The 25222-nt window shown below is 62.1% G+C and carries 28 protein-coding genes and 1 pseudogene; 11 read left to right on the forward strand and 18 right to left on the reverse strand.

Annotation, left to right across the window (positions count from 1 at the left end; translation table 11 throughout):
* Nucleotides 1-19: 19 nt before the first annotated feature.
* A complete protein-coding gene (locus AC2444_RS33350) occupies nt 20-178 on the reverse strand; it encodes a YqaE/Pmp3 family membrane protein (protein WP_003547831.1) in 159 nt (52 codons plus the stop codon).
* Nucleotides 179-256: 78 nt separating this feature from the next.
* Between AC2444_RS33350 and rhaI the strand changes: the two genes are divergently transcribed.
* Nucleotides 257-1549, forward strand: coding sequence for an L-rhamnose catabolism isomerase (rhaI, locus tag AC2444_RS33355; RefSeq protein WP_128449711.1), 1293 nt, complete (start codon nt 257-259; stop codon nt 1547-1549).
* Nucleotides 1550-1642: 93 nt separating this feature from the next.
* Here rhaI and AC2444_RS33360 read toward each other — a convergent pair whose 3' ends face one another.
* Entirely contained in the window at nt 1643-2101 is a 459-nt protein-coding gene (locus AC2444_RS33360; protein ID WP_128449774.1) for a carboxymuconolactone decarboxylase family protein, read from the reverse strand.
* A 125-nt stretch (nt 2102-2226) separates the two neighbouring features.
* On the opposite strand from AC2444_RS33360, the gene AC2444_RS33365 reads away from it, so the two are divergent.
* Together AC2444_RS33365 and AC2444_RS33370 are read left to right on the forward strand one after the other, a co-directional pair.
* A complete protein-coding gene (locus tag AC2444_RS33365) occupies nt 2227-3096 on the forward strand; it encodes a sigma-70 family RNA polymerase sigma factor (protein ID WP_128449710.1) in 870 nt (289 codons plus the stop codon).
* Between the two features lie 213 nt (nt 3097-3309).
* Entirely contained in the window at nt 3310-4518 is a 1209-nt protein-coding gene (locus tag AC2444_RS33370) for an amidohydrolase/deacetylase family metallohydrolase (protein ID WP_113547904.1), read from the forward strand.
* A 22-nt stretch (nt 4519-4540) separates the two neighbouring features.
* Here the strand turns inward: AC2444_RS33370 and AC2444_RS33375 are convergent, their stop codons facing one another.
* A complete protein-coding gene (locus AC2444_RS33375; protein WP_017996459.1) occupies nt 4541-5389 on the reverse strand; it encodes an IclR family transcriptional regulator in 849 nt (282 codons plus the stop codon).
* Between the two features lie 249 nt (nt 5390-5638).
* Between AC2444_RS33375 and AC2444_RS33380 the strand changes: the two genes are divergently transcribed.
* Entirely contained in the window at nt 5639-6496 is an 858-nt protein-coding gene (locus AC2444_RS33380) for an SDR family oxidoreductase (RefSeq protein ID WP_003553847.1), read from the forward strand.
* Between the two features lie 82 nt (nt 6497-6578).
* On the opposite strand, the gene AC2444_RS33385 is transcribed toward AC2444_RS33380, so the two are convergent.
* Nucleotides 6579-6794, reverse strand: a complete 216-nt coding sequence (locus tag AC2444_RS33385; protein ID WP_003553845.1) for a hypothetical protein — start codon at nt 6792-6794, stop codon at nt 6579-6581.
* 127 nt (nt 6795-6921) lie between these two features.
* Here AC2444_RS33385 and AC2444_RS33390 point away from each other — a divergent pair, with 127 nt between their 5' ends.
* Nucleotides 6922-7545 carry a TetR/AcrR family transcriptional regulator gene (locus AC2444_RS33390; RefSeq protein ID WP_003553843.1) on the forward strand — a complete coding sequence of 208 codons (624 nt, stop codon included), beginning with the start codon at nt 6922-6924 and terminating at the stop codon, nt 7543-7545.
* 82 nt (nt 7546-7627) lie between these two features.
* Nucleotides 7628-7816, forward strand: coding sequence for a hypothetical protein (locus tag AC2444_RS33395; RefSeq protein WP_003547852.1), 189 nt, complete (start codon nt 7628-7630; stop codon nt 7814-7816).
* A 48-nt stretch (nt 7817-7864) separates the two neighbouring features.
* On the opposite strand, the gene AC2444_RS33400 is transcribed toward AC2444_RS33395, so the two are convergent.
* Nucleotides 7865-8305 carry a DUF1810 domain-containing protein gene (locus AC2444_RS33400; protein WP_128449709.1) on the reverse strand — a complete coding sequence of 147 codons (441 nt, stop codon included), beginning with the start codon at nt 8303-8305 and terminating at the stop codon, nt 7865-7867.
* A 72-nt stretch (nt 8306-8377) separates the two neighbouring features.
* Nucleotides 8378-8656, reverse strand: coding sequence for a hypothetical protein (locus AC2444_RS33405; RefSeq protein WP_017996456.1), 279 nt, complete (start codon nt 8654-8656; stop codon nt 8378-8380).
* Between the two features lie 275 nt (nt 8657-8931).
* On the opposite strand from AC2444_RS33405, the gene AC2444_RS33410 reads away from it, so the two are divergent.
* Together AC2444_RS33410 and AC2444_RS33415 are read left to right on the forward strand one after the other, a co-directional pair.
* Nucleotides 8932-10302: an amidase gene (locus tag AC2444_RS33410; protein ID WP_128449708.1), complete on the forward strand. Its 1371-nt coding sequence runs from the start codon at nt 8932-8934 to the stop codon at nt 10300-10302.
* A 66-nt stretch (nt 10303-10368) separates the two neighbouring features.
* Nucleotides 10369-11229 (forward strand): sugar phosphate isomerase/epimerase family protein, encoded by an 861-nt coding sequence (locus tag AC2444_RS33415; RefSeq protein WP_128449707.1) that lies wholly within the window; start codon nt 10369-10371, stop codon nt 11227-11229.
* 137 nt (nt 11230-11366) lie between these two features.
* On the opposite strand, the gene betC is transcribed toward AC2444_RS33415, so the two are convergent.
* Nucleotides 11367-12875: a choline-sulfatase gene (gene betC, locus AC2444_RS33420; RefSeq protein ID WP_128449706.1), complete on the reverse strand. Its 1509-nt coding sequence runs from the start codon at nt 12873-12875 to the stop codon at nt 11367-11369.
* A gap of 142 nt (nt 12876-13017) precedes the next feature.
* Here betC and AC2444_RS33425 point away from each other — a divergent pair, with 142 nt between their 5' ends.
* The 3 genes from AC2444_RS33425 (at nt 13018) to AC2444_RS33435 (ending at nt 15136) form a co-directional block, all read left to right on the forward strand.
* Nucleotides 13018-13920 (forward strand): choline sulfate utilization transcriptional regulator, encoded by a 903-nt coding sequence (locus AC2444_RS33425; RefSeq protein WP_128449705.1) that lies wholly within the window; start codon nt 13018-13020, stop codon nt 13918-13920.
* Between the two features lie 121 nt (nt 13921-14041).
* Entirely contained in the window at nt 14042-14245 is a 204-nt protein-coding gene (locus AC2444_RS33430; RefSeq protein ID WP_113547705.1) for a hypothetical protein, read from the forward strand.
* A gap of 99 nt (nt 14246-14344) precedes the next feature.
* Nucleotides 14345-15136 (forward strand): HpcH/HpaI aldolase family protein, encoded by a 792-nt coding sequence (locus AC2444_RS33435; RefSeq protein WP_128449704.1) that lies wholly within the window; start codon nt 14345-14347, stop codon nt 15134-15136.
* Between the two features lie 3 nt (nt 15137-15139).
* Here the strand turns inward: AC2444_RS33435 and AC2444_RS33440 are convergent, their stop codons facing one another.
* From AC2444_RS33440 to thiM, 11 genes and pseudogenes are all read right to left on the reverse strand, one after another.
* The gene (locus tag AC2444_RS33440) at nt 15140-15820 is read right to left on the reverse strand and encodes a spermidine synthase (RefSeq protein WP_128449703.1); all 681 of its coding nucleotides are present in this window, start codon (nt 15818-15820) and stop codon (nt 15140-15142) included.
* A 70-nt stretch (nt 15821-15890) separates the two neighbouring features.
* Entirely contained in the window at nt 15891-16790 is a 900-nt protein-coding gene (locus tag AC2444_RS33445; protein WP_128449702.1) for an ABC transporter ATP-binding protein, read from the reverse strand.
* Nucleotides 16787-17590: an ABC transporter ATP-binding protein gene (locus tag AC2444_RS33450; protein WP_128449701.1), complete on the reverse strand. Its 804-nt coding sequence runs from the start codon at nt 17588-17590 to the stop codon at nt 16787-16789. The genes AC2444_RS33445 and AC2444_RS33450 overlap by 4 nt, the downstream gene beginning before the upstream one ends.
* The gene (locus AC2444_RS33455; RefSeq protein ID WP_128449700.1) at nt 17587-18465 is read right to left on the reverse strand and encodes an ABC transporter permease; all 879 of its coding nucleotides are present in this window, start codon (nt 18463-18465) and stop codon (nt 17587-17589) included. Before AC2444_RS33455 ends, AC2444_RS33450 begins: the two co-directional genes overlap by 4 nt.
* Before the next feature lies 1 nt (nt 18466).
* Nucleotides 18467-19444, reverse strand: coding sequence for an ABC transporter permease (locus AC2444_RS33460; RefSeq protein ID WP_113547709.1), 978 nt, complete (start codon nt 19442-19444; stop codon nt 18467-18469).
* Nucleotides 19445-19500: 56 nt separating this feature from the next.
* Nucleotides 19501-21147: an ABC transporter substrate-binding protein gene (locus AC2444_RS33465; protein ID WP_128449699.1), complete on the reverse strand. Its 1647-nt coding sequence runs from the start codon at nt 21145-21147 to the stop codon at nt 19501-19503.
* Nucleotides 21148-21191: 44 nt separating this feature from the next.
* Entirely contained in the window at nt 21192-22214 is a 1023-nt protein-coding gene (locus tag AC2444_RS33470; RefSeq protein ID WP_128449698.1) for a glycoside hydrolase family 3 N-terminal domain-containing protein, read from the reverse strand.
* Between the two features lie 24 nt (nt 22215-22238).
* Nucleotides 22239-22717: pseudogene (locus AC2444_RS33475) on the reverse strand (GNAT family N-acetyltransferase).
* Nucleotides 22718-22937: 220 nt separating this feature from the next.
* Nucleotides 22938-23747, reverse strand: coding sequence for a bifunctional hydroxymethylpyrimidine kinase/phosphomethylpyrimidine kinase (thiD, locus tag AC2444_RS33480; protein WP_128449697.1), 810 nt, complete (start codon nt 23745-23747; stop codon nt 22938-22940).
* Nucleotides 23744-24379 (reverse strand): thiamine phosphate synthase, encoded by a 636-nt coding sequence (gene thiE, locus AC2444_RS33485; RefSeq protein WP_128449696.1) that lies wholly within the window; start codon nt 24377-24379, stop codon nt 23744-23746. The genes thiD and thiE overlap by 4 nt, the downstream gene beginning before the upstream one ends.
* A complete protein-coding gene (gene thiM, locus AC2444_RS33490; protein WP_128449695.1) occupies nt 24376-25179 on the reverse strand; it encodes a hydroxyethylthiazole kinase in 804 nt (267 codons plus the stop codon). The genes thiE and thiM overlap by 4 nt, the downstream gene beginning before the upstream one ends.
* Nucleotides 25180-25222 lie beyond the last annotated feature (43 nt).

Consider the following 25222-nt stretch of genomic DNA (forward strand, 5'->3'; position numbering starts at 1 on the left):
CGTAAGCAAACGGATAGAGCTATTTCCGGAGGATCACCCATATTGCGTGGATGATCCCCGGCACATAGCCGCAGAGTGTCAGCAATATATTGAGCCAGAAATGCAGGCCGATCCCGACCTGCAAGAATACGCCAAGGGGCGGCAGGATGATCGCAAGAAGAATGCGGACAACGTCCATCGTAGCTCCTTCGTTTGAAGACATGTAAGCGTTTGAACGCGAACCGTGCCCCTATGGTTCGCGACCAGGGAGGAATAGATGACAGATTCCAGGATTGCGCCAGATCTGGTCGCGACTGACAACGACAAGCGGGCAACCGCTCTGAAAGCCGACTACGAGGCACTGGGCGCGACGCTTGCCCGTCGCGGCGTCGATATCGAGGCGGTCACCCGCAAGGTTGCGGAATTCTTCGTTGCCGTTCCCTCCTGGGGCGTCGGCACCGGCGGCACGCGTTTTGCGCGTTTCCCCGGCACCGGCGAGCCGCGCGGCATCTTCGACAAACTCGACGATTGCGCCGTCATCAATCAGCTGACGCAGGCGACCCCGAACGTCTCGCTGCATATTCCCTGGGACAAGGCGGATGCCAGCGAATTGAAGGCCAAGGGCAACACGCTCGGCCTTGGCTTCGATGCGATGAATTCGAACACATTTTCCGATGCGCCCGGCCAGGCCCATTCCTATAAATACGGCTCGCTTAGCCACACCGATGCGGCAACACGGGCGCAAGCGGTCGAGCACAATCTCGAATGCATCGAGATCGGCAAGGCGCTCGGCTCCAAGGCATTGACGGTCTGGATCGGCGACGGCTCGAATTTCCCCGGCCAGAGCCATTTCACCAAGGCTTTCGAGCGTTACCTTGCCTCGATGGCGGATATCTACAAGGCGCTGCCCGACGATTGGAAGCTGTTTTCCGAGCACAAGATGTACGAGCCGGCTTTCTATTCCACCATCGTGCAGGATTGGGGCAGCAACTACCTGATCGCCCAGACGCTCGGCCCCAAGGCCTATTGCCTCGTCGATCTCGGCCACCACGCGCCGAATACCAATATCGAGATGATCGTCGCTCGGCTGATCCAGTTCGGCAAGCTCGGCGGCTTCCACTTCAACGATTCCAAATATGGCGATGATGATCTCGACGCCGGCGCGATCGATCCCTACCGGCTGTTCCTCGTCTTCAACGAACTGGTCGACGCCGAGCAGCGCGGCGTCAACGATTTCAACCCGGCCCATATGATCGACCAGTCGCACAATGTCACCGACCCGATCGAAAGCCTGATCAACAGCGCCAACGAAATCCGCCGTGCCTATGCGCAGGCACTGCTCGTCGACCGCAAGGCGCTCTCCGGCTACCAGGACGATAACGACGCGCTGATGGCGTCGGAAACGCTGAAGCGCGCCTATCGCGCCGATGTCGAGCCGATTCTGGCCGAAGCCCGCCGCAGGGCCGGCGGCGCAATCGACCCGATCGCCGTCTACCGCGCCAGCGGTTATCGCAGACAAGTGGCGGCCGAGCGCCCGGCATCCGCTGCCGGCGGCGGCGGCATCATCTGAACGACCGATTGTCTCGCATGGCCTGAAGCCATGCTGAGCGGGATGATGGTTGCCGGCAGCGCAGGCGTGACGCGCTGCCGGCAACCTCGCCGTTTACGGCTTCCATTGCCCCGCGACCTGTCGGGTGGCGACGTTCAGCCGGTTCCAGACATTGATGTTGGCGATGGCGATGACCAGTGCCGCAAGGCTCTTTCCGTCATAATGCCGGGTCGCCTCATCCCAGATATCATCCGGCACCGGATCCGCCCGATCGCTAAGGCGGGTGATCGCCTCCGCCAGCCCAAGCGCGGCGCGTTCAGCATCGCTATAATAGGGGGCGTCGCGCCAGCCAGCGACGGCAAAGAGCCGCTCATCGGTCTCGCCGTGTTTGCGGGCAATGCGCCAATGACCATCGATGCAGACGCTGCAGCCGTTGATCTGGCTGGCGCGCAGATTGACGAGTTCGAGCAGCTTTGGCGAGAGGTCGGTTTCGGTCGGCACCTTGCTGAGTGCATTGAGCGCCTGCATGGCCGCGGGAAGGACGAGGGCGGGATTTCCCATTCTCTCCTGCATGACCAATTTTTCCTGCATGATATGTCTCCTTATACGTTTCGTGTTCGACGATCCGCCGGCGCTGTCACATCGGCCGGGTTTTATGCGTCATGGCCTTGACGGAACGCAGCGGAGGAATGTGACAAATGGACGAGAAAAAATGGCTGACTGAAGAATTCGAGGCGAACAGAGCGCATCTGAGGGCCGCAGCCTTTCGCATGCTCGGCTCGCGCGGCGAGGCGGAGGATGCCGTTCAGGAGGCCTGGCTGCGGCTTAGCCGCACCGATACGACAGGGGTCGGCAATCTCGGCGGCTGGCTGACGACGGTGGTGGCGCGCATCTGCCTCGACATGCTGCGCGCCCGCAAGACCCGGCGCGAGGAGCCGCTGGAGGTGCCCGACCATGGCGGGATCGCCGATCCGGCGAACGATCCCGAGCGCGAAGCCGCCTTCGCCGATTCCGTCGGTCTGGCGCTGCTCGTCGTGCTGCAGACGCTGGCGCCCGCCGAACGTGTCGCCTTCGTGCTTCACGACATGTTCGATCTGCCCTTCGACGAGATCGCGCCGATCATCGGCCGTTCGTCCGCCGCTACCCGCCAGCTTGCAAGCCGCGCCCGCCGCCGGGTGCAGGGGGTGGACGAAGCGCCAGATGTCGATTTCGGCCGTAAGCGGACGATCGCCGAGGCCTTTCTGACGGCCTCGCGCAACGGCGATCTGGAGGGATTGATCGCGGTGCTTGCCCCCGACGTCGTCTTCCGGCCGGATGCGACGGCCGCCCGCTTCGGCACCATTGGCGAAATGCGCGGCGCAATTGACGTGGCCGAAGCCTTCAAGGGTCGGGCGCAGGCAGCCGAAATCGCCATCGTCGGCGGTGAGCTTGGGTTCGTCGTGGAGATCCAGGGCCAGCTCCGCGTCGTCGTGGCGCTGACGATCGCCGATGGCAGGATCGCCGCGATCGACGCCATCGCCGATCCGGAGCACCTGGAAAGGCTCGACTATTCGATCCTTGGGGATTGAAACAAACGCGAATTTATCGGCTCTTCGAGAGAGGCGCGCGTCGCAAGGAGCGCGCCGCTGCCATTTTCTCAGCGGTGTCGGCCGCGTCATTTTTCTTGACAGCGACATCTCCAGCTTTATTCTATTATAAAGATTTATATAGCATAACTATGGAATTTTAGATGGAGGACCGAGGAGTAATCCCGGTCCAAGACTTCGAAAGGAATGCATGTCATGCCCGGCGACCAGGCGAAGAAGCCGCTTCTCCTCACCAATGTCAAACCGATGGCTTTCGGTTCTGGCCCATCCGAGGGGGCGACCGACATCCTCGTCAATGCCGACGGCAGGATCGCCGAGATCGGTCCGTCGCTTACCGTTTCGCAGGATGTGACGCGCATCGACGGCAAAGGCGCCTTCATTTCGCCGGGCTGGGTCGATCTGCACGTGCATATCTGGCACGGCGGCACTGATATTTCCATCCGCCCGTCCGAATGCGGCCTCGAGCGCGGCGTCACTACGCTCGTCGATGCCGGTTCGGCTGGTGAGGCGAATTTCCATGGCTTCCGCGAATATATCATCGAGCCCTCGCGCGAACGCATCAAGGCCTTCCTCAATCTCGGCTCGATCGGCCTCGTGGCCTGCAACCGCGTCGCGGAATTGCGGGATATCCGCGATATCGATCTCGACCGCATCCTCGAAGTCTATGCCGCAAACAGCGAGCACATCGTCGGCATCAAGGTGCGCGCCAGCCATGTCATCACCGGATCCTGGGGCGTCACCCCGGTCAAGCTCGGCAAGAAGATCGCCAAGATCTTGAAAGTGCCGATGATGGTGCATGTCGGCGAGCCGCCGGCGCTCTATGACGAGGTGCTGGAGATCCTCGGCCCCGGCGACGTCGTCACCCACTGCTTCAACGGCAAGGCCGGGTCGAGCATCATGGAAGACGAGGACCTCTTCAATCTCGCCGAGCGCTGCGCCTCCGAAGGCATCCGTCTCGACATCGGCCATGGCGGCGCCTCCTTCTCCTTCAAGGTCGCCGAGGCGGCGATCGCGCGCGGGCTTCTGCCGTTCTCGATCTCGACCGACCTGCACGGCCATTCGATGAACTTCCCGGTCTGGGACCTGGCGACGACGATGTCGAAGCTGCTCAGTGTCGGCATGCCTTTCGACAAGGTGGTGGAAGCCGTCACCCATGCGCCGGCATCCGTCATCAAGCTGTCGATGGAGAACCGGCTCGCGGTCGGTTCGCAAGCGGAATTTACCATTTTCGACCTGGTCGATTCCGATCTCGAGGCGACGGATTCCAACGGCGACGTTTCGGTCCTTAGCAAGCTGTTCGAGCCGCGCTATGCGGTGATGGGCGCCGATGCCTTTGCCGCCAGCCGCTATGTGCCGCGGGCGCGCAAGCTGGTGCGCCATAGCCACGGCTATTCCTACAGGTAGGATACGCTGAAGGTCGCAATGCTTAGCGGTTGCGCCAGCCCATCAGCTTTTCGATCCGTTCCGCTGAACTGCGTACATGGGCCGTATAGTGGTTCTCGTCGGAAAACGCCTTCTGTTCCGGCAGCACGATGGAAATGGTGGCGACGCACTGGCCGTCGCGATCGCAGATCGGCGAAGCGATGCAGGCAACCGCGTAATCGGATTCTCCCGCCTGGATCGACAGGCGCGATTCGAAGGCCTTGCCGGCGGCTTCCGACAGCGTGCCCGGATCGATCTCGGCGCGGCCAGTCGGTGAAGAGCGGGCGCAGCGCTTGAACAGTTCGATGCGCTCGTCTTCGGCCAGGTGGCCGACGAGCAGGCGGCCGGAGGCCGTCCAGTTCAGCGGCACCCTTGTGCCGACGCGGGACGCCACCTGAAAATGGCTCGGACCGTCGGCCATGGCGAGCACCAGCATATAGTCGCCGTCGCGGCCGCAGACCTGCACGGTTTCGCCGGCCTGGCGGCAGAGATCGTGCATTTCGTGGGTGGCGATGCTCATGAAATCCAGCGACCTGGCATAGGCAAGGCCGTAATGGTAAAGCCGCGCTCCGAGCCAGATCGAGCCGTCGGCCTGGCGCGTCAGCATGTTCTTCTCGACGAGATCGTCGACGATGACGTAAACGGTCGACAGCGGCGCCTTCACCGCCTTGGCGATAGCATAGACGCCGGCGGGCGATCCGGTCTCGTAGAGATGGTCGATTACCTGAAGCGCCCGGTCGATGCCGCTGACGCGCGCGCGACGCGCGGTCTTGCCACCGGTCTCGCCGGCAACACCCTCATCTTCGGAATAAACTGCTGCTGATGTCTTTCCGTCCAATTCAACGCCCCTCATGAAAACGCGACTATGTTACATTACTATGGCATAGCTGTCGCCGTGGCAAATGGCAACATTTCGCGGGTTGCCAGTCGGATTGGGCCGATCAGATGAGGCTCCGTTTTCAATCATCACCGGAAATTTAGGATGCGGCGACGGCCGTGAGCGCGCACAGCGCCAGCGGTTGCTCGAGAAGGTCATTCCGCCGCGAGACTTGGAACAACAAGCATCAGGCCGAGTTTGATCTCTGAAACTCAGGAGGTCACGATGCCAAATTATCCCACACCGCCTTTCCCGTCCCAGAAGCAGCCGATGCCGGGTTTCACGGCACAGATGGACCCGGTTCCCGACCATGGCGAAAAGAGCTATCGCGGTTCCGAGCGGCTGAAGGGCAAGCGGGCGATCATCACCGGCGGCGATAGCGGCATTGGCCGGGCAGTGGCGATCGCCTATGCCAGGGAGGGTGCCGATCTGCTGCTGTCCTATCTCGACGAGGATGAGGATGCCGATGAGACGAAACGGCTGGTCGAGCAGGCCGGACGCAAGGCTATCCTCGTCAGCGGTGACATCCAGGATCCCGCCCACTGCAGACAGATCGTCGAGACGGCGGTCAAGGAGCTCGGCGGTATCGACATTCTCGTCAACAATGCCGCACATCAGGCAAGCTTCAAGAGCATCGACGAGATCAGTGATGAAGAGTGGGAACTGACCTTCAAGGTCAATATCCATTCGATGTTCTACCTGACCAAGGCGGCCGTCGCCCATATGAAGCCCGGCAGCGCCATCATCAACACGGCTTCGATCAATTCGGACAATCCGAACCCGACGCTGCTTGCCTATGCGACGACCAAGGGCGCGATCCAGAATTTCACCGCCGGCCTTGCTCAGCTTCTGGCCGAGAAAGGCATTCGCGCCAATGCGGTAGCGCCTGGGCCCATCTGGACGCCGCTCATCCCATCGACACTGCCTGAAGAAAGCGTCAGCAACTTCGGCAAGCAGGTGCCGATGAAACGGCCGGGACAGCCGGCCGAGCTTGCCACAGCCTATGTGATGCTGGCCGATCCCTTGTCGAGCTACGTCTCCGGCACGACGATCGCGGTCACCGGCGGCAAGCCGATCCTTTAAAGCGGCAAGGGCCGCCGTCTGGTTATGACGGCAGCCCTTGACGGGGGCAGGGAGAGATCCCCAAGCTGTTTAGGCGGCTTCCTTAGCCGAAGCAGGGCATTGCCGGCAGATTGGCGCGGCTTGCGAGTGCTCCGATCATATTGCCCACCGATGGCGAGCGCGGTTCGCGTTTGCGGGCGGCCGTCTCCAGGAGTTGCTTGAAGTCTTCAAGCTTTACGCCGTCGGCGCGCAACACCATGGCGATCAGGGGGTCGCGAAGGGCTTCGGATATCGTCAGGTCATCTCTGGTCTTTGTCATGGTTGTCCTCCTTTCGTGGGCGGTCGCCCGTGTTCCACTTTCCGCTGCCATGCCCTCGGCATTGACTTTCGCATTTTGTGGTGTTACCGGTAAGTAACAATGCATTTGTTACCGATCGGTCACACTGATGTCAAGGACTACGTCCTCAAAAAAATCAGAAACTTCGAATGAAATCTCCGCAGCCGTTTTAGAAGATCGCATCCCGCCGCGGGAGCGTATCGTCTCGACCGCCTCGGAGCTTTTCCGCGAGCGCGGCATTCGCGGCATCGGCGTCGATGCCATTGCCGACGCGGCTCTGACCAACAAGATGACGCTCTACCGGCATTTCGGCTCGAAGGACGAACTCGTCTGCGAAACGCTGCGCCGCGCCTCCGAAAAGGCGGGTACCATCTGGCGAGATCTGGAAGCGGCCTATCCCGACAATCCGCGCGCCCAGCTGGATGCCTGGGTGGAACTGCGGGCGCAATGTCTGAACGGTGAGCCCGCCGGCTGCGATCTCGCCAATGCAGCCATCGAGCTGAAGGGCGAGGGCCATCCCGCCCACGAAATGATCGAGCGGCACAAGGCCGAACAGCGTGATCGCCTGGCTGCGCTCTGTTCGGCGGCCGGCGCGCGCGAACCCCAGCTTCTTGCCGATACGTTGACGCTGCTGCTCGAAGGCGCGCGCGTCAGCCGCCAGGCCATGGGCGCTGCCGGCTGCTGCGGTCATTTCGCCAAGGCCTGCCAGGCGGCAATCGCTTCTTTCGCCTGACGACCACAAGTGTGTGGGAGGGGAACCTTACCGCTTCCATGCCGTTTTCACACTAACCCGAGAGCGATGTGGAGGCAGGGAGATGAACTACGTCTATCTCAAACGCCTGTATGCCAAACGCGCCGAGCTTGAGGCCAAGCTGGAGCTCCATGATGCGCGCTATTGTTTCGGCGAGGAAGAGGTCGATGACGGCACCGACAGCGATCTGCGTCAGCGGCTGAGCGAAATTTCCGAGGAAATTGCTACGCTGGAGAGCAGGCCGGGCCGATAACTATTTAATTTGCGACAGCATTCAGATTTTAAGCCGACCGGCATAAAATCAGTCGGTGCTGGCACTGAGGATTTTCATCGTTCGATCGTCGAATTTTCCCTGATAAAAATGCTCGATCACTTGGTGGAAGGGCGAACCGTGATCGCTGATCGCGGCAAACAAGGTCATTGACGAGCGTAGCTTGAGGTCGTCGGGTGAACCCAGGATTTCGTGCGCCGATCGGCCGTTCACGGACAGGATCGCCTCGACGCAACGCAGAAGCCGGCTTGAGAGAATAGGATCGGCGAGATAGGCGGCGGCTTCCTCCGCCGAGCGGATCGCATATTTTTCGGCCATCGCCGACGTACCGAGACCGGCGACCTGCGGGAAGATGAACCACATCCAGTGGGAGGTCTTGCGCCCGGCTTTCAGCTCTAAGAGCGCTTGTTCGTAGACGCCGTTCTGGGCGTCTATGAAGCGGTGAAGCTTGAAGTCGATGTCGCCGGCCATGGTCCTTTTCCCTTTTCCTGCTGTCGATGCAGCCTGGGCCAAGGTTTCCACGCCCGGCAATATGTTTTGCTATCAGCAAACCCTCTCAGCGTAAGGGCTGCTGTCGCGGCAATGGCCGTAGGCCGGGTGCGGCGGCATGTTATCGCCGGCCGGGGCGGCAATGGCCGATGTCGTCATCGGGTCCGTATTGCCGGAAGAATATGCGGCAAACCCCGCAAAGCTCAAGAGAACCAGCGCTCCGACCACGACAATGCGCTCGAAGGCTGAAAGTTTCTGGGCGCTGACATGATCTACATAATCGCGCTCGCCTAAACCGGCGGTTTCGTCCTCTTTCGCATGAAGTGTCACCATATCCTGGCGACGGCTTAAAGTTTCACAATCTGTCATTTCAATTACTCCTGCAACACATGCGGCGCCGGTCTCTTTAGGGCAAACTCCCACCCTCGTGCCGAACCGCTTCCGCATGCGAGCAGCATGTGTGTCTTCGATCGTGGCAATTGAAGGGGCGATCTTCAAACGCAGTGTTCAAAAAATCGTACCAATAAATGCAAAATATCGTGAAGCTCTGGTTGACCGGAATGATCCGGGGTAGTCCAGAGAGGAACATCTCTCTTCTGGATAGTCCCATGAGCAAATCCTACGGCGCGATGTCGGTCGCGCAGCTTTCCGTCCTCATTCAAGGTGGCGCGGTCGATCCGGTCGAGGTGACCGAGGCGGTTTTCGATTCCATCGCGCATTATGCCGACAAGGCGGTTTTCACCACACTGCTCGAAAGCCGGGCGATGGAGGAGGCGCGCGCCTCTTCGCGACGTCTGCGGGAAGGGCGCTCGCTTGGATTGCTGGACGGCATTCCGATTGCCTGGAAGGATCTTTTCGACATGGAAGGTCTGCCGACGACGGCGGGTTCCGTCGTTCTGGCCAAGGATATGCCGGCCAAGCGCGATGCGGCTGTTGTCGCTTTGCTCAGGCAAGCGGGCATGGTCGCCGTCGGACGCACAAATATGAGCGAGTTCGCCTTTTCCGGCCTCGGTATCAATCCGCATTACGGCACGCCGGTAAATCCGCGCGGCACTGATCTTCCACGCATTCCGGGCGGCTCGTCCTCTGGCGCCGGTGTCGTCGTCGCCGCCGGACTGGTTCCGGTCGCCATGGGCACCGATACCGGCGGCTCGGTGCGTATTCCCGCCGCCTTCAACGGTATCGTCGGCTATAAGGCTACGCGCGGTCGCCACGCGATGGCAGGCGTCTATCCGCTGGCAAAGAGCCTGGATTCGCTGGGGCCGCTCTGCCGCAGCGTCAGGGACGCAGTCTGGATCGATGCGGCGATGCGCGGCTTGACGACACCCGATGTCGCCACGCATCCCTTGCAAGGGCTGGAACTCATCGTGCCTGAAAATATCGTCTTCGGTGGAGCGGAACCCGGCGTCGTCGCTGCATTCGAGGCAGCTTTGGAACGTCTTCAAAAGGCCGGCGCTAAGGTTGCCCGTACCGTCATTCCCGCCTTCGACGAGATATTCGAGCTGATGACGAGATATGGTCCGCTGGTGACGGCGGAGGCTTTCGCGCTTCACCGCGAACGCTTGGCCGGACCGGATGCGGACAGGATGGACCACCGTGTCGTCATGCGCACCCGTCTCGGAAACAAGACGACGCTGCCCGATTACCTGGCGATCCTCGAGGCGCGCAGCCGCCTGATCGCCGATGTCGAGCGCCTGGTCGGCGACCGGCTGCTCGCCTTTCCGACTGTCGCCCATGTCGCGCCGCCGATCGGGCCGCTGGAGCAGGATGACGAGCTGTTCTTCGCGACGAACAACAAGACGTTGCGCAACACAGCACTTGGCAATTTCCTCGACTGGTGCGGCGTTTCCATTCCCTGCGGCACCGGCGAGGCTGGCATGCCTGTTGGATTGCTGCTTTCGGCCACCACCCATCGCGATGAGGCGCTGCTGGGGATTGCCCTTGCCGCCGAGCCGATCATCCGCGACGATTTTGCCTGAATTGGCAATTGAACCGCCGGGATTTAGTTGCCATTGATGGCATGAGGAGATGCTGGAGGAAAGCAAGTGCAGGTTTTGCAAAACGGACGTTTCGCGGTTTCGACATGGTCGCTGCATCGGCTGCTTGGCGCCGTTTATGCCTATAGCCCCGATCCCGACAAAAGTGCCGCGCCTAAGGAACCCTATGGTCCCGGTGCTGCGGCGTTGATCGATGTTCCGGCGGCGCTTGCGGCACGCGGCGTCAACCGGCTGGAGGTCTGTTCCTTCCATCTGCCGAGCCTCGACGCCGCCTATATAAGCGAATTTCGCGATGCGATGGCGACCTCGAACGTGCTGTTCCAGACGCTGCTCGTCGAGGACGGTGATCCGAGCCATCCGGAGACCGCCGAACGCGACGTCAATTGGATGGCGCAGTGGATCGACATCGCCGAAGCCCTCGGGGCTGAGAGGATGCGCGTCATTGCCGGCAAGCAGAAGCCGACGGAGGAAAATCTTACCCGCGCGGCCCATCATCTGAACTGGTTGGCGGAAAAGGCGGAAGGCAGCGGTGTGCGCGTCGTCGTCGAGAACTGGTTCGACCTTCTGCCGTCGCCGGTCGAAATGAACTGGCTGCTAGACCGGCTGGACGGCAAGGTCGGGCTCAACGGCGACCTCGGCAACTGGGCGGCGCCAGCGAAATATCAGGGCCTTGCCGATATCATGGGCCGGGCGGAAATCTGCCATGCCAAGGCCGACTACGGCGTTGCCGGTCTCGATGCCGAGGATTACCGCACCTGCCTGGAGATGTGCGAGAAGGCCGGTTATGCCGGCCCCTTCACGCTGATCTACGACTCCCCCTTCTTCCCCGATGAATGGGACGGCATCCTGCTGCAAAAGACGTTCATCGAGGATTTCCTGCGCGAGGCGCCGGCGCGCAAGACGGCTTAAATCAGAAGCACTTCTTTCTCATTCCCAGAGCATGATGGGGAAAAGTGTGAGCGGTTTTCGGACGCCATCATGCTCTAACTAGATAATGTAGAACAGGATTCAGATTTTGGGCCGACCAGGCCTAAAATCATCCTGTTCTAGCGCGGAAACCTTTGGTTTTCCTCCAGCACGTTCAGATCCATGTGGTTGCGCATGTAGCGCTCCGAGGCTTTCTGCAGCGGCTGATAGTCCCATGGATAATAGGCTCCATTGCGCAGCGCCGCATAGACCACCCAGCGGCGTGCCTGGCTTTCGCGCACGGCTGCGTCGAAATCGGAAAGGTTCCAGCGCCGGCCGGCCTGTTCGACAAGCCTTGCCAAGATCTCGGCATGGGCCGGGTCGGCCGCCAGATTGTCGAGTTCTTGCGGATCGGCGTCGAGATTAAACAGCATCGGCGGATCCTTCTCGCAGAGCGAGATCTTGTATCGTCCGTCTCGGATGCAGACGAGCGGCGCCTCGGAACCCTCTGCGGCATATTCCATCGGCACCGGGCTGCGGCTGCCGGTGCCTTCGGCAAGTGCTGCGAGATCCTCGCCCTCGGTCCACGGCTTCAGCGAGGCGATATCAATCCCGGCAAGACCCGCCAGCGTCGGCGTCACGTCGAGTGTGGAGACAGGCTGGTCGATCCGTCTGGGCTTCCAGCCGGGTGCTGCGATCATCAGTGGAACGCGGGCCGATCCTTCGAAGAAGTTCATCTTGAACCAGAGGCCGCGATCACCGAGCATGTCGCCATGGTCGGAGGCAAAGAGGATGATCGTGTTTTCAGCCATGCGGCTCCGTTCGAGGACGCCGAGAATGTCGCCGATCTTCTCGTCGACATAGGAAATATTGGCGAAATAGCCGCGCCTTGCCCGCCTGATCTGCTCATCGCTGATGTCGAAGGCGTCGTGATCGCAGGCTTTCATCAGACGCTGCGAATGCGGGTCCTGCCGCTCGAAGGCAATCGGCGCAACCAAAGGGTCGAGTGCCGGGCAATCCTCATAGAGGTCCCAGAATTTGTGGCGCGCAACATAGGGATCGTGCGGATGGGTGAAACTGACGGTCAGGCACCAGGGGCGCTCGTCATGGCCGCGCGAGAGATCGAACAACTTGCGGGTGGCATGGTAGGCCACCTCGTCGTCATACTCCATCTGGTTGGTGATCTCGGCAATGCCGGCGCCGGTGACCGAACCCAGATTGTGATACCACCAGTCTATGCGCTCGCCGGGCTTGCCATAATCGGGCGTCCAGCCGAAGTCGGCCGGGTAGATGTCCGTCGTCAGGCGCTCCTCGAAGCCATGCAACTGGTCGGGGCCGACGAAATGCATCTTGCCGGACAGCGCCGTCTGATATCCGGCAGCGCGCAGATGATGCGCATAGGTCGGAATGTCAGAGGCAAACTCCGCCGCATTGTCATAGACGCGGGTTCGGCTTGGCAACTGCCCGGACATGAAGGAGGCTCGCGCCGGTGCGCAGAGCGGGCTTGCCGTATAGGCGTTGGTGAAACGTACGGAGCGCTCCGCCAATGATTTCAGATGCGGCGCATGCAGAAAATCGGCGGGGCCATCGGGAAAGAAAGTGCCATTCAACTGATCGACCATCAGGATGAGGATATTCGGATGCGCCATGTGACATTGTCTCCTATGGTCTCAAAGGCCGGGACGATCTTGCTGGAAGGGGACGTCCCTTGCTATTTGCAGATCTTATCAAAGCCAGTATCATAGTGCCTGTAAAGCTGGCTTTTTTCGATGGCTGCCAAAAGGAATTTTTATGCCAGACCGCCGGCCTGAGCTGGGATGGATGCGCATCTTTACGGAGGTCGCAAGGCTCGGCAGCTTTTCGGCCGCGGCGGCAGGTCTCGGTCTTACGCAGCCTGCTGTCAGTTATCAGATTCGGCGGCTGGAAGAGCAGTTCGGCGTCGCCCTGCTGCGCCGCCAGCACCGCGGCGTCGAGTTGACCGCGGAGGGAGAGCGGCTTTTCCAGGTCGCCGCCAAGACGGTCGGTGATATCGATGCCCTGGCGCGCAGTTTCCGCACTGAGGCTCAAAGGCCGGTGGTCAGGCTGAGAACCGACTATGCCTTTTCAGCGCTTTGGCTGATCCCGCGCATGCACGGCTTTCGCCTGCTTCACCCCGAAACGGATATACAGATCGTCGCGACCCAAAGGCTTGAACCCGGCTTTCGTGACGACGCGGATGTGGTGGTGGTTTTCGGCACCAAAGCGGAATTCGGCGCCATCGGATCGCTTCTGCTGCAGGAAAAGGTCGTGCCCGTCTGTACGCGAGGCTTTCTCGATCGCAACGGTCCGTTCGACGATCCGCAGCAGCTTGCCAAGGCGATCCTGATTCATCTCGACTCGCCGATGCCATCGCCCTGGTTCGATTGGCGAAGTTATCTCGCCGAATTCTCCGTTACTCGCGATCTCCATGCCGGCCGCGGTGATGTCAGTTTCAACACCTACTCGCTGGTCGTCCAGGCCGCTCTCAGCGAACAGGGCGTGGCGATCGGCTGGATGGGGCTGGTCGATACGCTTCTCTCCACGCATATGCTGGTGGAAGCCGGGCCGCCGCTCGACGCCTGGGACCGCGGTTACTGGCTGATACCGCCGCGATCGGCAAATGTTGATAGCGAGAGGCTCAGCACCTGGCTGGTGGATGAAGTCGGCAGGACATGACATTCGGACGGAGGCTGGCGCGTCATTGCATCGGGAATATGTTAGCGCTCAAGGAGAGAAGCCTTGTCATGACCGATGCCGATCGACATTGTGGCATCGATTCATAGGGAAGGGCCGAAGCATGTTGCGAACCGTCGGATACGTCGTTGGACTGCTCCTGATCCTCCTCGGGCTGATCTGGATCGCCCAGGGAAGCGGTTATTTTCCCTATCCCGCGTCCAGTTTCATGATCAATCAAAGCATCTGGATCCTCTGGGGGAGCATCATGGCTGCGGCGGGGATTGCCGTGACGGTCATTATTTCACGGCTGCGCCGGAGAGGATAAGCCGGCAACCCTGCATAGCTTTGAGGGAATTCGACATTGAGGAGTTCCTCGAGGTGAAATATCTGGCCGCTGGCGGCCTGTCGAATTGAGGAGAATGGCATGAGCGCAGCTGAAATCGACGGCTTTGCGGACCGGATCAGGCACCACCGAGGCGGCATGATCTCCGCCTGGATCGGTATTCCCGACGCCACGCTCGCCAATCACCTGGCGCAGGAGGCCTTCGACGCCATCGTGCTGGATATGCAGCACGGCATGTGGGACATGCCCTCGGCCGCGAACGCCGTCGCCCAGGTGCGCCTTGCCGGCAAGCCGGCGCTGGCGCGCATACCGGTCGGTGATTTCGCGTCCGCCTCGCGCCTGCTCGATGCCGGCGCCTCCGGCATCATCGCGCCGATGATCAATTCGGCCGAAGACGCGCAAGCCTTCGTCAAGGCCACCAAATACCCGCCTCTCGGCGAACGCAGCTGGGGACCGTCGCTGGCGCTCAACCATACCGGCCTGTCGGCCGATGATTATCTGAAGAACGCCAATGCGCTTACCGTCGCCATTGCCATGATCGAGACCCGGGCAGCCCTTGAGGCGATTGACGACATCCTTGGCGTTGCCGGTATCGATGGCATTTTCATCGGTCCTTCCGACCTTTCGATCGCACTCTCGAACGGCGACCAGGTGGCGCCGAATGCCGCCGAGATCGACAGCGCCATGCAGCATGCGGTTTCACGCTGCCGCGCCCATGGCAAATTCGCCTGCGCCTTCGCCGGCGACGGCGAGCGGGCCGGTGAACTGCTGAAGTTCGGTTTCGATCTGGTCATTGCCGGTGCCGAGACAGCGCAGCTGCGCTCCGGCGCCCGCCGCGCCATCAATGCCGCCCGCAGGATCGCTTCGGCTTGAGCGTCATTTCACCGGTTTAACGGCAAGCCAGATGACGTGGCGGGCGCCGCCGCGTTTGCCGTTGGCGCGCGTGTTGACCGCATCGACGGAAAAACCGCTGCCCTTGAGACGCCGGGTGAAATCGGGGTCCGGACCGGACGACCAGACGGCGAGCACACCGCCGGGGCGCAGCGCATCGCTGGCGGCGCGAAGGCCGGCAAAATCGTAGAGCCGGTCGTTGGATTTGCGGGTCAGGCCGTCAGGGCCGTTATCGACATCGAGCAGAATGGCGTCATAGGCAGCCTTGCCGGCGCGGATCGCCTCGCCGACATCGCCCTGATGGATGCCGACGCGCCGATCGTCGAGACAGCCTTTGAAGACCTCGGCCATCGGCCCGCGGGCCCAGGCGATCACGGCCGGCACCAGTTCGGCGACGGTGACGCCGGCATCTTCGGGAAGGACGGCAAGAGCGGCGCGCAGGGTGAAACCCATGCCGAGCCCGCCGATCAAGATCCGCGGCTTCGGGTGCGACTTGATCCGATCCCAGGACAGGGTTGCCAGCGCTTCCTCCGAGCCGCTGAGACGGCTGTTCATCAGCTCGTTGGCGCCAAGCATGATCGAAAATTCGCTGCCGCGCTGCTTCAGCCGTAATTCGCCGTTTTCACCGGGAATGGTCGCGGAATCGAGCTGGATCCAGGGCAGCATGACGGCTTCGCCTCATATGAAAGGGACCGTCCCCTAGCATAGGGCGCTAGATGAGGCCAGCAAGCCGGCCTCAGATCATCCGCATGAAATGATCCTGCTCGAATTCGACGATGTCGTCCTGCGGCTCGGCCGAACGGCGGCGAATGTCCTCCACCTCGTCAGGCCTCAGCCGGGCCTTCGGGTCGTCGAAGCGGACGTCGGGATCGGGTACGGCCGAGAGCAGCAGACGGGTATAGGGATGCAGCGGATTGTCGATCACCTTGGCGACGCTGCCCCATTCGACAATCTGGCCGGCATACATCACGGCGATGTCCTCGGCGACATAACGGGCGGTGGCGATATCATGGGTGATGTAAAGCAAGCCGAGATTCATCTCCTGCTTCATTTCGTTCAACAGGTTCAGCACACCGAGGCGGACGGACACATCGAGCATCGAGGTCGGTTCGTCGGCGACGATGACCTCCGGCTTGACGGCCAAGGCGCGCGCGATGTTGACGCGCTGGCGCTGGCCGCCGGAGAGCTCATGCGGATATTTCGGCGCGACGAGATCGGGATCGAGCCTGACGCGCTGCAGCAGTTCGCGGACCGCAACGTCGATCTCGGCCCCCTTGATCTCCGGGCGGTGCAGTTTCAGTGGCCGACGGAGATGATGGGCGATGGTGTGGGCCGGGTTGAGGGAAGCGAAGGGGTCCTGGAAGATCATCTGCACCGAGCGGCGGTAGCGGGCGATCTCGGCGGATTTGGCGGCCTCGACAGGGCGGCCCTTGTAGAGAATCCGGCCCGATGTCGGCAGATATTCGCGCATCGCCATGCGGGCGCAGGTGGTCTTGCCGCTGCCGGATTCACCGACCAGCGCCAGTGCCCGGCCGGCATGCAGCGAAAACGAGATGGCGCGCGCCGCATGCACGGCCGCGGAACCATGGCCGAAGGTCTTCGTCACCTGGTCGAGTGCGAGAATGGCGTCCGTCATAACAGCACTCCTCGATGCAGCGAGGGGAAGGAGGCCCAGAGCTTCTTCGTGTAGTCATGCTTGGGCGTCCTGTAGATCGCCTCGGCCGTGTTCTGCTCCACCAGTTGGCCTGCGAGCATGATGCCGATGCGGTCGCAGAATTGCACCATCAGCCCGAGATCATGGGTGATGAACAGCACGGAAAAGCCGAAGCTGCGGCGCAGTTCGTTGATGCGCTGCAGGATTTCGCGCTGGACGACGACGTCGAGCGCTGTCGTCGGCTCGTCCATGACGACGAGCTTCGGATCGAGCGCCATGCAGATGGCGATGACGATGCGCTGGCGCATGCCGCCGGAAAATTGATGCGGATAGTCGCGCATGCGATCGGGCGCGATATCGACGAGCTTCAGCATCTCGGCGGTGCGCTCGCGGGCTGCAGCACGGCTCATGCCCTTGTGGGTGCGCAGCATGTCGTAGAACTGCGTCTCGATGCGCAGCACCGGGTTCAGCGAGTTCATGGCGCTCTGGAACACCATCGCAACCTCGCGCCAGCGAAACGCGCTGAGCGCCTGGCGGTCGAGGCCGAGCACGTCGCGGCCGTCGAGCAGGATGCGGCTCTCCTTGCGGATCAGCGCCGGCGGCTTGTGCAGGCGGCTTATGGCAAAAGCGATGGTGCTCTTGCCGCAGCCGGATTCGCCGGCAAGGCCGAAGACCTCGCCGGGCGCGACATCGAAGCTGACGTCGTCGACGGCGCGGAAATCCTTCTCCTCGCCGATATAATCGATGGTGAGGTTCCTCACCGAAAGCAGCGGCTGCGTCACAGGCGGCCCTCCCCTGTTCGAACGAGCAGGGACCAGCGCTTCAGGTGATTGCCGGTGCGCAGCCGCGGATTGGCGATCTCGTCGACGGCGAAGTTCAAGAGCGACATGCCGATACCGAGGAAGGCGAGCGCGAAGCACGGGGTGAGAATATCCCACCAGGCGCCGACCGAAAGGGCCGAAGCCTTCTGCGCATTGTAGAGCATGGTGCCCCAGGAGATCGCTCTCGGATCGCCGAGGCCAAGGAATTCCAGCGTCGCTTCGGTGATGATCGCGAAGATGACGCTGCCGATGAAATTGATGCCGACGATTGAAATCACGTTGGGAAAGATCTCGAATGTCATGATGCGCCATTGCGGCTCGCCCATCATCTCGGCGGATTTGACGAAATCCTTCTGCTTGACGGAGAGCGTTTCGGCGCGGGTGACGCGTGCGCCCCAGGCCCAGGAGGTGGCGCCGAGGATGAGGGCGATGACGAGGGGGCTTGCCTGGCCGATGAAAGCGGCGAGCACGAGCAGCAGCGGCAGGTTGGGAACGACCAGCACCATATTGGTGAAGAAGCTGATGATCTCGTCGGTCTTGCCGCCGCGATAGCCGGAGATGATGCCGAGTGCGGTGCCGACGAGCGTGATCAGCAGGCCGGCGCCGAAGCCGACGGCAAGCGAAGTGCGGGCGCCGTAGATCAGCCGGGCAAAGACATCCTGGCCGATGCGGGTCGTGCCGAGGATGTGGTCGAGCGATGGCGGCTGGTGCGGCCGCCCGGTGCGGGCGGCGGGATCGTACTGCGTCAGCAGGGGCGCTGCGATCGCGACAAGGACGATGAAAGCGATGATGGCAAGCCCGATCAGCGCCTTGCGGTTTCGAAGCAGGGTCTTCATCTCACGCTCCCTTCAGCCGCGGGTCAAGCAGCACATAGCTGACGTCGACGATAAAATTGGCGATCAGCATGGTCGCGGTCATGATGAGGAGCTGGCCCTGAATGACGGGGTAATCGCGGGCGAGGATCGCCTGGTAGAGAATGTTGCCGAGGCCGGGGTAGTTATAGACGACCTCCGTCACCAGCGAGCCGCCGAGGATGGTGCCGATGGCGATGGCAAGGCTGGAGACGGTCGGCAGCAGGGCGTTGCGCGCAGCGTACCAGAGCATCACATGCCGGTCGGAAAGGCCCTTGGCGCGGGCCATGACGATATAATCCTCGCCGAGCAGGTTGATCATGTTGTTGCGCATGGTGACGGTGAAGCCGCCGATCAGCACGGTGCAGAGCGTCACCATCGGCAGGATGCCGTGATAGGCGAGGCTGCCGATATATTGCAGGCTGAAGGCCGGATCGAGCGATGGGTCGGCGGCATAACCGTTCGGAAACCAGCCGAGCGTGAAGCCGAAGATGAAGAGCACGATCAGCGAGGTGACGACGGCCGGTACCGAGGTGGCGAAGATCGCGCCGACGGAGACGATGACATCGAACGTGCTGCCGCGGCGCCAGGCGGCGACGATGCCGAGGAAGGTGCCGAGCGCGAAGCTGACAATCGTCGCCGTGCCCATCAGGCCGACGGTCCAGACGAGTGCATGGCCGAGCACCGAGGTGACCGGCAGCGGAAAATACTTGATCGAGCGGCCGAGATCGCCGGTGAAGATGCTGCCGAGATAGGTGAGGTATTGTTGCCAGAGCGGACCGTCGACGAAGCCGAAGGTAAGCTTCAGCGCCTGCAGGCTTTCCGGCGGCAATTCGGTGCCGGCGCTGGAGAACATGATCTGCACGGGATCGCCCGGCATCAGCCGCGGCAGGAAGAAATTGATCGTCGCTGCCGCGATGAAGGCTGCCATGTAGAAGACGAGGCGGCGAAGCAGGAAAGCCATGGGAACTCCGTCGTGACGGAAGCGGCGCTTTACGCCGCTCCCGAGGATTGCGATGCTTACTTGACCGGCTCGAGGGCCAGCAGGTTCAGCAGGCGTGCCGGATTGGTCCGCGAGATCGACGGATTGACGAAGGGGTTTTCCTTGGTCGACCAGCCGGTGAAGCGCTTGGTGTTGTACTGATACCAGTTCGGATTGTTGAACACCGGAATCATCGGCAGGTTTTCGGCGACGATGCGCTGCGCCTTGTTCATCGCGTCCTTCTGCTTGGCAAGGTCGGCGGTATGGGTGAACTCGGTGACGAGTTTTTCGACCTCCGGATTGAACCAGCGCTGCGCGGTGAAGCGGGTCTTGCCCTTATCCGAAGCACTGAAAGCGCGCTTGTAGGGGTAATAGGGCGAGGCCGATGCCGGCAGGCTGTTGATCGCCGCATCGAAGGTGCCGTTGATGAGGTTTCCGGTCCAGACGGCTTCCTCCGGCGTTTCGATCTTGGCGTCGATCCCGACCGCCTGCATGCCCTCGACCGCGAGGTTGACGGTATCGATCCAGTCCGTCCAGGCGCTCGGGACGATGATCGAGAAGGAGATCTTGGTGCCGTCGGGATTGTCGCGGAAGCCGTCGCCGTCCTTGTCCTTGTAGCCCGCCTCGTCGAGCAGCGCCTTGGCGGCGTCGGCGTCATAGGTTGCGAACTTGCCGAAGTCGGCCTTGACGGATGGGTCCGCCCAGCTCTTGTAAAGCTCGCCCATCAGGCCGGGGTCTTCGTTCAGCGTCGGATAGCCGTAGCCTGCGACGTCGATCATCGTCTTGCGGTCGAGCGCCATCGAGACGGCACGGCGGAACTTCAGGTCGTTGAAGGCCTTCTTGTTGTTCTCGTTCGCCGTTTCCAGGTTGAACAGGAAGGCGACCATGCTGCTTGGCGAATACCAGTAGTGGAAATGCGCCGGGTCCTTGGAAACATAGACATTGTCGATATCGGGGATGAAGGAGACGCCCCAGTCGAGCGTGCCGTCGGCCGTTGCCGTCAGCATCTGATTGTTGTCGGCGAGCTGCGGGAAGCGCATGCAATCGACTTTCAGGTGCTCGTTGTCCCAGTAGTTCGGGTTGCGGCACTGGTCGTAGGTCTGGCCGGTGAAGCGCGGCACTTCCGTCAGCGGGCCGCTGCCAACAGGTGTCTCGTTGGCGAAGGTGACGGGATCAGCGACATCCTTCCACACATGTTCCGGAACGATCGGCAATTGCGAGATCTGCTCGGCCGCAAGCGAGCTCGGATTGGCGAGCGTGAAGCGCACCGTCTGGCCGTCGACGGCCTGCACATCGGTGATGAAGGTCCAGATGCTGACGAAATCCAGCGCCGGGAACTTCTTCAGGTAATCATAGGTGAACTTGACGTCGGCTGCGGTCAGCGGCTTACCGTCCGACCACTTCAGGTTCGGGCGCAGCTTGAAGTCGATGCTCTTCAGGTCGTCGGAGAGCTTGAAGCTTTCAGCCAGGCGATAGACCGGCTTGTTGCTGTCGAAGCGATTGAAGACGACCAGCGGCTCGTAGATGAAGTCGAGCGTGGACTGGCGCGACGAGGTCTGGTTGAACGGATTGAAGTTGCGGACCCAGGTCGTCGCCGGTTCGATATTCACTGTGAGGATCGTCTGCGCCATGGCAGAGCCCGAAAACAGCGTTAGCGCTGCGGCGGCAAGAAGATATTTTTTCATGGTCTTATTCCCCTTTTCTTATCCGGTGAGAGATGAGGTGCTGGTCAGGAGACCAACGCGCTTGCAAACATGTCTTCGACTTCCGCATGGGCGGCGCGGACATCGATCTTGAGATTGCCGAGGCGGGCCTTGCCGGCGGCGATGCGCTTGAGGGCGGCTTCCGTCAGCGGGCGGGCGGCCTTGGCGGCGGCTTCGCTTTCCGGAATGTCGCCGTGGCTGTGGAGCGCAATGTCGTAACCTGCGTCGAGCACCTGTTTGACGCGTTCCGGCAGGGTGCCGGAGAGCGACTGCATGAAGATGCAGTCGGAAATCAGCACACCCTCATAGCCCATGTCGTTGCGGATCACGTCATGCATAACAGGCGAGACCGACGCCGGCAGCTCAGCGTCATAGGCCGAGTAGACGACATGGGCGACCATGGCCCAGGGCGTATCCTTCAGTGCCACGAAGGGCTTGAAATCGGTGGCGGTGAGCGTCTCGCGGCTGGCGTCGACGACCGGACGCTCCTTGTGGGAATCGAGCGTTGCGCGGCCATGGCCGGGTATATGTTTGATGACAGGCATGTTGCCGGTCTCGAGCAGGCCATCGACCACCTCGCGGCCGAGGGCAGCGATGAAGTCGGGATCGGGGCCGAAAGAGCGGGCGCCGATGACCGCACTCGTCGTCTCGAAGACGAGGTCGAGAACGGGCGAGCAGCCGCTGGAAAGGCCGAGTTCCGTCATCATCGCGCCCATGGCCTGGGAGGAAAGGCGCAGTGCTTTTTTGCCGAGATCGAAATCGCGGCGTGCAAGTTCGGAAAACTGGCCGAAACTGCGGAAGAGCGGCCAGGGGCCGGCATCGAGATGCTGAACGCGGCCGCCTTCCTGGTCGGTGAAGACAGGCGCGTCGTCGCGGCCGACGGCTTCGCGGAAGCGGTCGATCAGGCGCCTCGTCTGCTCCGGCTCGCGCTGATTGCGCCGGCCGACGAAGAGGCCGAGCGGATTGGTTTCGCGAAAGAGGGCGAATTCCTCATCCGAAATAGTGGGATTCGGAAGGCCGACGAAAAGGGCGAGCGGGGTCGAGGACAATTCTGTAACTCCGGGATCAGATGGTCATTTCGGCGTGCTTCTCAGCATGCCTTCGTAGATGCCCTTGTCGGGGGCGGGGATGATGGTTGCACCTGCGTTCCTGGCGTAGAAATCGACCGGGCCGGCATCGCCGATGAAGGCATAGGCGTGGCCGAGCGTCTTCATGGTCTGAACGCAGGCGGAAAAGAGGGCGAGCCCGATGCCCTTGCCGCGGGCGTCGGGATCGACGCCGGTCGGGCCGAAGAAGCCGCGCGCCGTCGTGTCATAGCAGGCAAAGCCCAGGAGCTTGCCGTTTTCGACTGATATCAGGCAGGCAACGGGCTGGCGGGAGAAGGCGACCGCGACTTCGCTTGCCCAGTTCTCGCTGAACCGTTCGCGAACCCAGCTGACGATAAGATGCAGTTCCGGGGGGAGGCCGGACGGATGGAGACGCCGACATCGCCGGCTTTGCGTTTCAGGTCGGCGAGCTGAGTGGAATATAGGCTCACAAGCAGGTCTGGCACCCGTCACTCCTCCAGTTATTCCGTTATTGCGGAACATATCCCCTTTTAGTGTCATAGACTTGGCTATCTGGCCGGGCTTGTCAACATGGTTTTTCAAACGGCCAAAGGCGCGACCCGCCGCCGCCCTCCGCGGTTTCGACGCAAAGTAGGTGCCGGACACAAAAACGGCCCGGGAAGGCCGGGCCGTTGTCGATTGGCGGAATATTGGTGGAACGAGCGCCTATTCGCCGTCTTCCCAAAGCGCATGAAAATGCTGCACCGGGCCGTGGCCGGAGCCGACGCTTAGGTGTCCGGCAGCGGCGACCGCGCCGGCGAGATACTCCTTGGCGATGGCGACGGCCTCTTGCGCCGAGGCGCCCTTGGCGAGCTCGGCCGCCAGGGCGCTGGAGAGCGTACAGCCGGTGCCATGGGTGTTCTTGGTCGGCACGCGCCTGGCTTCGAACCAGTGCAGGCCGGCGGCAGTGGCAAGCACGTCAGGGCTCTCGTCGCTGTCGAGATGGCCGCCCTTGACCAGCACTGCGGCCGGTCCAAGCGCCCGCCAGCGCTCGGCCTGCGCCGCCATCTCCGCCCGGTTTGTCGCTACCGGCTGGTGCAGTAGGGCGGCGGCTTCGGGCAGGTTCGGGGTCAGCAGCGTGGCAAGCGGCAGCAGCCGGCGGGTCAGTACGTCGACCGCTTCGGGCGCGAGCAGAGCGGCTCCACCCTTGGCGATCATGACCGGGTCGATAACGATCGGAATGTCGCGGTGGTCAGTCAGCGCACCGGCAACGGCTTCGGCGATGCCAGCATTGGCGATCATGCCGATCTTGACGGCGTCGACGCGGACATCGGCAAAGACGGCATTAATCTGGTCGGCGACGAATTGCGGCGGCACCAGATGCACGCCGCTGACGCCTTGCGTGTTCTGCGCCGTCAGCGCGGTCAGCACCGCCATGCCGTAGACGCCGCGGGCGGAAAAAGCCTTGAGATCCGCCTGGATGCCGGCGCCGCCGGAGGGATCGGAGCCGGCGATCGAGAGAACGTTGCGGATCATGCGCGCACCTTTCGGATTTCTGCGGCGATGCGGCGCGTGGCCGCTTCGGGGTCGGGCGTGCCGCAGATGGCGGAAACGACGGCAAGCCCCTTGGCGCCGGCGGCGAACACTTGGGCGACATGATCCGCCTTGAGCCCGCCGATAGCGACGGACGGCACCGGCGAGGCCTTCACCAGCCTTGCAAGGCCGTCAAAGCCGATCGGCTGCTTGTGGTCGGCCTTGGTCGGCGTCGCAAACACTGGCCCGACGCCCGTGTAGTCGACGAGATCAGGGTCGACCGCGTTCGCAAGCGCCTCGCTCTCGACCGACAGGCCAAGGATCATGTCGGGGCCGATCATCGTCCGCGCTCTCATCGCATCCATGTCCTCCTGGCCGATATGCAACCCGTCAGCGCCGATGGCGATGGCCGCCTCGACATCGTCGTTGACGATGAGGAGGGCGCCGGTTCCATCCAATGCCTGTTTCAAGGCACGGCCGGTCTCGATCATCCCGATGGTGCCGGCATGTTTGTCGCGCAGTTGCACCATGGTGGCGCCGCCGGCAATGGCAAGGCGCGCGGTCTTGACCATGCCGATCCCGGCGCAAAGATCGGGGTCGAGGACGAGATAGAGCGAAAGGTCGAAAGCCTTCATGCCGCTGATATCCTTGCCCTGGCGTCAAGCGTTTCGGCGTCGAGCGCGGCCAGCGCATCGAGGAAGCGCCAGGAGAAGGAGCCGGGCCCGGCCGCTCCAAGTGCGGCCTCCTCGCCGGCGATGGCGAAGGTTGCAAGTGCCGCAACCGTCGCGCCGAAGATATCCTCAGGTGCCGTCGCGGCAAAGGCGCCGACGAGGCAGGTGAGCGAGCAGCCGAGTGCTGTGACCTGCGGCATCAAGGCCGATCCGCCTTCGATGCGCACGGCCCGCTCGCCGTCGGTGACGAAATCAACCGCGCCGGTAACGGCAACGACCGCCCGCTGCCGCTCAGCGAGCCATCGCGCCGAACCTTCCGCCTGTTCGACCGGGTCGCGGCTGTCGACGCCCTGGCCGCGGCTCTCTCCGCCGGCCAGCGCTATAATTTCGGAAGCGTTGCCGCGGATGATGGTCGGACGCAGCGCCAGGAGGTCGGCGACCGCGTTGCGGCGGAAAGCCGTCGCATAATGGGCGACCGGATCGAGTACCCAGGGTTTGCCGGCGGATGTCGCCGCCTTCGCCGCCGCCTGCATGCCGTCGATCCATTGCGTCGACAGCGTGCCGATATTGATGGTCAGCGCGCTGGCGATCCCGGCGAATTCGCCGGCTTCTTCGGCGGCATGCACCATGGCGGGCGAGGCGCCTGATGCAAGCAGGACATTTGCGGCGATGTTCATGGCGACGTAATTGGTGATGCACTGAACGAGCGGCGGCTTCTCTCGCATCGCCTTCAGCATCGCTCCTGGTGTGGTCATGGTCTGCATATGGCCCCTTTCAGGCGGGGGCGGGCACGGGGCGGTTCGTGCG

The organism is Rhizobium sp. WSM1328, assembly GCF_057653715.1.

Coding starts and splice junctions, on each gene's coding strand:
- AC2444_RS33350 (WP_003547831.1), bottom strand. CDS start 178: ATGGACGTTGTCCGCATTCTTCTTGCGATCATCCTGCCGCCCCTTGGC.
- rhaI (WP_128449711.1), top strand. CDS start 257: ATGACAGATTCCAGGATTGCGCCAGATCTGGTCGCGACTGACAACGAC.
- AC2444_RS33360 (WP_128449774.1), bottom strand. CDS start 2,101: ATGCAGGAGAGAATGGGAAATCCCGCCCTCGTCCTTCCCGCGGCCATG.
- AC2444_RS33365 (WP_128449710.1), top strand. CDS start 2,227: ATGGACGAGAAAAAATGGCTGACTGAAGAATTCGAGGCGAACAGAGCG.
- AC2444_RS33370 (WP_113547904.1), top strand. CDS start 3,310: ATGCCCGGCGACCAGGCGAAGAAGCCGCTTCTCCTCACCAATGTCAAA.
- AC2444_RS33375 (WP_017996459.1), bottom strand. CDS start 5,389: ATGAGGGGCGTTGAATTGGACGGAAAGACATCAGCAGCAGTTTATTCC.
- AC2444_RS33380 (WP_003553847.1), top strand. CDS start 5,639: ATGCCAAATTATCCCACACCGCCTTTCCCGTCCCAGAAGCAGCCGATG.
- AC2444_RS33385 (WP_003553845.1), bottom strand. CDS start 6,794: ATGACAAAGACCAGAGATGACCTGACGATATCCGAAGCCCTTCGCGAC.
- AC2444_RS33390 (WP_003553843.1), top strand. CDS start 6,922: ATGTCAAGGACTACGTCCTCAAAAAAATCAGAAACTTCGAATGAAATC.
- AC2444_RS33395 (WP_003547852.1), top strand. CDS start 7,628: ATGAACTACGTCTATCTCAAACGCCTGTATGCCAAACGCGCCGAGCTT.
- AC2444_RS33400 (WP_128449709.1), bottom strand. CDS start 8,305: ATGGCCGGCGACATCGACTTCAAGCTTCACCGCTTCATAGACGCCCAG.
- AC2444_RS33405 (WP_017996456.1), bottom strand. CDS start 8,656: ATGGTGACACTTCATGCGAAAGAGGACGAAACCGCCGGTTTAGGCGAG.
- AC2444_RS33410 (WP_128449708.1), top strand. CDS start 8,932: ATGAGCAAATCCTACGGCGCGATGTCGGTCGCGCAGCTTTCCGTCCTC.
- betC (WP_128449706.1), bottom strand. CDS start 12,875: ATGGCGCATCCGAATATCCTCATCCTGATGGTCGATCAGTTGAATGGC.
- AC2444_RS33425 (WP_128449705.1), top strand. CDS start 13,018: ATGCCAGACCGCCGGCCTGAGCTGGGATGGATGCGCATCTTTACGGAG.
- AC2444_RS33430 (WP_113547705.1), top strand. CDS start 14,042: ATGTTGCGAACCGTCGGATACGTCGTTGGACTGCTCCTGATCCTCCTC.
- AC2444_RS33435 (WP_128449704.1), top strand. CDS start 14,345: ATGAGCGCAGCTGAAATCGACGGCTTTGCGGACCGGATCAGGCACCAC.
- AC2444_RS33440 (WP_128449703.1), bottom strand. CDS start 15,820: ATGCTGCCCTGGATCCAGCTCGATTCCGCGACCATTCCCGGTGAAAAC.
- AC2444_RS33445 (WP_128449702.1), bottom strand. CDS start 16,790: ATGACGGACGCCATTCTCGCACTCGACCAGGTGACGAAGACCTTCGGC.
- AC2444_RS33455 (WP_128449700.1), bottom strand. CDS start 18,465: ATGAAGACCCTGCTTCGAAACCGCAAGGCGCTGATCGGGCTTGCCATC.
- AC2444_RS33460 (WP_113547709.1), bottom strand. CDS start 19,444: ATGGCTTTCCTGCTTCGCCGCCTCGTCTTCTACATGGCAGCCTTCATC.
- AC2444_RS33465 (WP_128449699.1), bottom strand. CDS start 21,147: ATGAAAAAATATCTTCTTGCCGCCGCAGCGCTAACGCTGTTTTCGGGC.
- thiD (WP_128449697.1), bottom strand. CDS start 23,747: ATGATCCGCAACGTTCTCTCGATCGCCGGCTCCGATCCCTCCGGCGGC.
- thiE (WP_128449696.1), bottom strand. CDS start 24,379: ATGAAGGCTTTCGACCTTTCGCTCTATCTCGTCCTCGACCCCGATCTT.
- thiM (WP_128449695.1), bottom strand. CDS start 25,179: ATGCAGACCATGACCACACCAGGAGCGATGCTGAAGGCGATGCGAGAG.